This is a genomic window from Rhodococcus sp. ENV425, from assembly GCF_002887785.1.
Lineage (GTDB): Bacteria > Actinomycetota > Actinomycetes > Mycobacteriales > Mycobacteriaceae > Rhodococcus > Rhodococcus aetherivorans.
Window position 1 is genome coordinate 1 of sequence record NZ_PCZU01000256.1, and the last position, 3,481, is coordinate 3,481.

Consider the following 3,481-nt stretch of genomic DNA (forward strand, 5'->3'; position numbering starts at 1 on the left):
TCGACCGATGAGTCCTGCCGACCGGCGCCGATGTCTCCGGCACCGCGGTGGGCACCACTGGCACAACCAGCAGAGATGGGCAAAGGAGCGTAATTGTGACTGTCCGGGTAGGCGTGAACGGCTTCGGTCGTATCGGACGTAACTTCTTCCGGGCTGTCGAGGCGCAGAGGGCGCTCGGCACCACCGACATCGAGATCGTCGCGGTCAACGACCTCACCGACAACGCGACTCTGGCCCACCTGCTCAAGTACGACTCGATCCTCGGCCGCCTGCCGCAGGACGTCAGCCTCGACGGTGAGGACACCATCGTCGTCGGTGACCACCGCATCAAGGCGCTCGAGGTCAAGGAAGGCCCGGCCGCGCTGCCGTGGGGCGACCTGGGCGTGGACGTCGTCGTCGAGTCGACGGGCATCTTCACCGACGCGTCGAAGGCCAAGGGCCACCTCGACGCCGGCGCCAAGAAGGTGATCATCTCGGCGCCCGCCAAGGGTGAGGACCTCACCGTGGTGATGGGCGTCAACGACGACAAGTACGACGGCAGCCAGAACATCATCTCCAACGCCTCGTGCACCACCAACTGCCTCGGCCCGATCGCCAAGGTCCTCGACGACAGCTTCGGCATCGTCAAGGGCCTGATGACCACGGTCCACGCCTACACCCAGGACCAGAACCTGCAGGACGGCCCGCACAAGGACCTGCGCCGCGCCCGCGCCGCCGCCCTGAACGTCGTGCCCACCGGCACCGGCGCCGCCAAGGCCATCGGCCTCGTCCTGCCGCAGCTGGTCGGCAAGCTCGACGGCTACGCCCTGCGCGTGCCGATCCCGACCGGCTCGGTCACCGACCTGACCGCCAACCTCGCCACCCCCGCCTCCATCGAGGAGATCAACGCGGCGATGAAGGCGGCCGCCGAGGGCCCGCTCAAGGGCATCCTCAAGTACACCGAGGACGAGATCGTCTCCTCCGACATCGTCACCGACCCGCACTCGTCGATCTACGACGCCGGCCTGACCAAGGTCATCGACGACCAGGTCAAGATCGTCTCCTGGTACGACAACGAGTGGGGCTACTCCAACCGCCTGGTCGACCTCATCGGCCTGGTCTCGAAGTCCCTCTGACCGAACAGGACAGTCGAACAGTGGCAGTTCAGACCCTGAAGGATCTGCTCGACGCCGGCGTCGAGGGTCGTGGCGTGCTGGTGCGCTCGGACCTCAACGTCCCGTTGGACGGCGCGACGATCACCGACCCCGGCCGCATCGTCGCGTCCGCCCCGACGATCGCCGCGCTCGCCGAGGCGGGCGCGAAGGTCGTCGTCACCGCCCACCTGGGCCGGCCCAAGGGCGAGCCCGATCCGAAGTTCTCCCTCGCCCCGGTCGCGGCGAAGCTCGGTGAGGTGCTCGGCCGCAACGTCCAGCTCGCCGGCGACGTCGTCGGACAGGACGCGCTGGCCCGCTCGGAGGGCCTGACCGACGGCGACATCCTCCTGCTCGAGAACATCCGTTTCGATCCGCGCGAGACCAGCAAGGACGAGGCGGAGCGGCAGGCGCTGGCGCGCGAGCTCGTCGAACTCGTCGGCGAGGACGGCGCGTTCGTCTCCGACGGATTCGGTGTGGTGCACCGCAAGCAGGCGTCGGTGTACGACGTGGCGAACCTGCTGCCGCACTACGCGGGCAACCTCGTCGCCGCCGAGGTCGAGGTGCTGGCCAAGCTCACGGCCGATCCGGAGCGGCCCTACGCGGTGGTGCTCGGCGGCTCGAAGGTCTCCGACAAGCTCGCCGTGATCGAGGCCCTCGCCCCCAAGGTCGACACCCTCGTCATCGGCGGCGGCATGTGCTTCACCTTCCTTGCGGCGCAAGGTATCTCGGTGGGCAACTCGCTGCTCGAGGAGTCGATGACCGAGACCTGCAAGGGCCTGCTCGAGCGGTTCGGCGACGTCATCCACATCCCGCAGGACGTGGTCGTCGCCGACGCGTTCGCCGCCGACGCCGAGGCCGAGACGGTGCCCGTCACCGAGATCCCGGACGGCTGGATGGGCCTGGACATCGGACCCGAGTCGGTGGCCCGGTTCGCCCAGTACCTCACCGGCGCCAAGACCGTGTTCTGGAACGGCCCGATGGGCGTGTTCGAGTTCGAGAAGTTCGCGGCCGGCACCAAGGGGGTCGCCGAGGCGATCGTCGAGGCCACCCGCGCCGGCGCGTTCAGCGTCGTCGGCGGCGGCGACTCGGCCGCGGCGGTGCGCCTGCTCGGCCTGCCCGAGGACGGGTTCTCGCACATCTCCACCGGCGGCGGCGCCTCCCTCGAGTACCTCGAGGGCAAGGAACTGCCCGGCATCGCTGCACTGGAGGCCTGAGATGACCCGTAAGCCGCTCATCGCCGGCAACTGGAAGATGAACCTCAACCACCTCGAGGCCATCGCCCTGGTGCAGAAGATCGCCTTCGCGCTGCCGGAGAAGTACCTCGAGAAGGTGGACGTGACGGTGCTGCCGCCGTTCACGGACATCCGCAGCGTCCAGACGCTGATCGAGGGCGACAAGCTGCTGCTCACCTACGGTGCCCAGGACGTCTCCGCCCACGACTCCGGCGCCTACACCGGCGAGATCAGCGGTGCGATGCTGGCCAAGCTGGGCTGCGCCTACGTCGTCGTCGGCCACTCCGAGCGGCGCACGCTGCACGGCGAGACCGACCAGATCGTGCTCGCCAAGACCAAGGCGGCCCTGCGGCACGGGCTGACCCCGATCGTCTGCATCGGCGAGGGCCTCGACGTCCGCGAGGCCGGCCGGCACGTGTCCCACAACGTCGCCCAGCTGCGCGGGTCCCTCGCCGGGCTCTCGTCCGACGAGATTGCGAAGATCGTCGTCGCGTACGAGCCGGTGTGGGCCATCGGCACCGGGAAGGTGGCCTCGGCTGCCGACGCCCAGGAGGTGTGCGCCGCGGTGCGCGCCACCCTCGCCGAGCTCGCCTCCCCGGAGGTCGCCGACGCCGTCCGCGTGCTCTACGGCGGCTCGGTCAACGCCAAGAACGTCGGCGAGCTCGTCGCTCAGCCCGACATCGACGGCGGTCTCGTCGGCGGCGCCTCGCTCAAGGCCGACGAGTTCGCACAGCTCTCCGCGATCGCCGCGGGCGGCCCGCTGTAAGCACCCGCGGCGCCCTTCCGGATCCCCCCGAGGCCCGGAAGGACGCCGCGACGGCGCCCTGTAGTCTGGCGCCATGGCACTGTTCCTCGACATCCTGCTGATCACCACCAGCCTGCTGCTGATCCTGCTCGTGCTGCTGCATCGCGGTAAGGGCGGCGGTCTGTCCACCCTGTTCGGTGGCGGTGTCCAGTCCAGCCTGTCCGGCTCCAGTGTCGCCGAGAAGAACCTCGACCGGCTGACCGTCTTCACCGGCATCGTCTGGCTGATCGCCATCCTCGGCATCGGCCTGCAGATCAAGTTCAGCTGATCGCTCCGCACGACGGCGCGACCCGGAATTCCGGGTCGCGCCG

4 protein-coding genes are annotated in these 3,481 nt (G+C 69.2%); all 4 read left to right on the plus strand.

The genetic code is table 11. The annotated features are described in order from the left end of the window. Positions 1 to 95 precede the first annotated feature (95 nt). Positions 96 to 1,115 (plus strand): type I glyceraldehyde-3-phosphate dehydrogenase, encoded by a 1,020-nt coding sequence (gene gap, locus CQZ88_RS22780; RefSeq protein WP_006937692.1) that lies wholly within the window; start codon positions 96 to 98, stop codon positions 1,113 to 1,115. Positions 1,116 to 1,135: 20 nt separating this feature from the next. Beyond that, positions 1,136 to 2,347, plus strand: a complete 1,212-nt coding sequence (gene pgk / locus CQZ88_RS22785; RefSeq protein ID WP_006937693.1) for a phosphoglycerate kinase — start codon at positions 1,136 to 1,138, stop codon at positions 2,345 to 2,347. A gap of 1 nt (position 2,348) precedes the next feature. Next, the gene (gene tpiA, locus CQZ88_RS22790) at positions 2,349 to 3,131 is read left to right on the plus strand and encodes a triose-phosphate isomerase (RefSeq protein WP_006937696.1); all 783 of its coding nucleotides are present in this window, start codon (positions 2,349 to 2,351) and stop codon (positions 3,129 to 3,131) included. 73 nt (positions 3,132 to 3,204) lie between these two features. Continuing rightward, a complete protein-coding gene (gene secG / locus CQZ88_RS22795) occupies positions 3,205 to 3,438 on the plus strand; it encodes a preprotein translocase subunit SecG (protein ID WP_003939471.1) in 234 nt (77 codons plus the stop codon). Positions 3,439 to 3,481: the final 43 nt, after the last annotated feature.

Excerpts from the sequence above, each read along its gene's own strand:
- tpiA (WP_006937696.1), top strand. The coding sequence starts at position 2,349 with ATGACCCGTAAGCCGCTCATCGCCGGCAACTGGAAGATGAACCTCAAC.
- secG (WP_003939471.1), top strand. The coding sequence starts at position 3,205 with ATGGCACTGTTCCTCGACATCCTGCTGATCACCACCAGCCTGCTGCTG.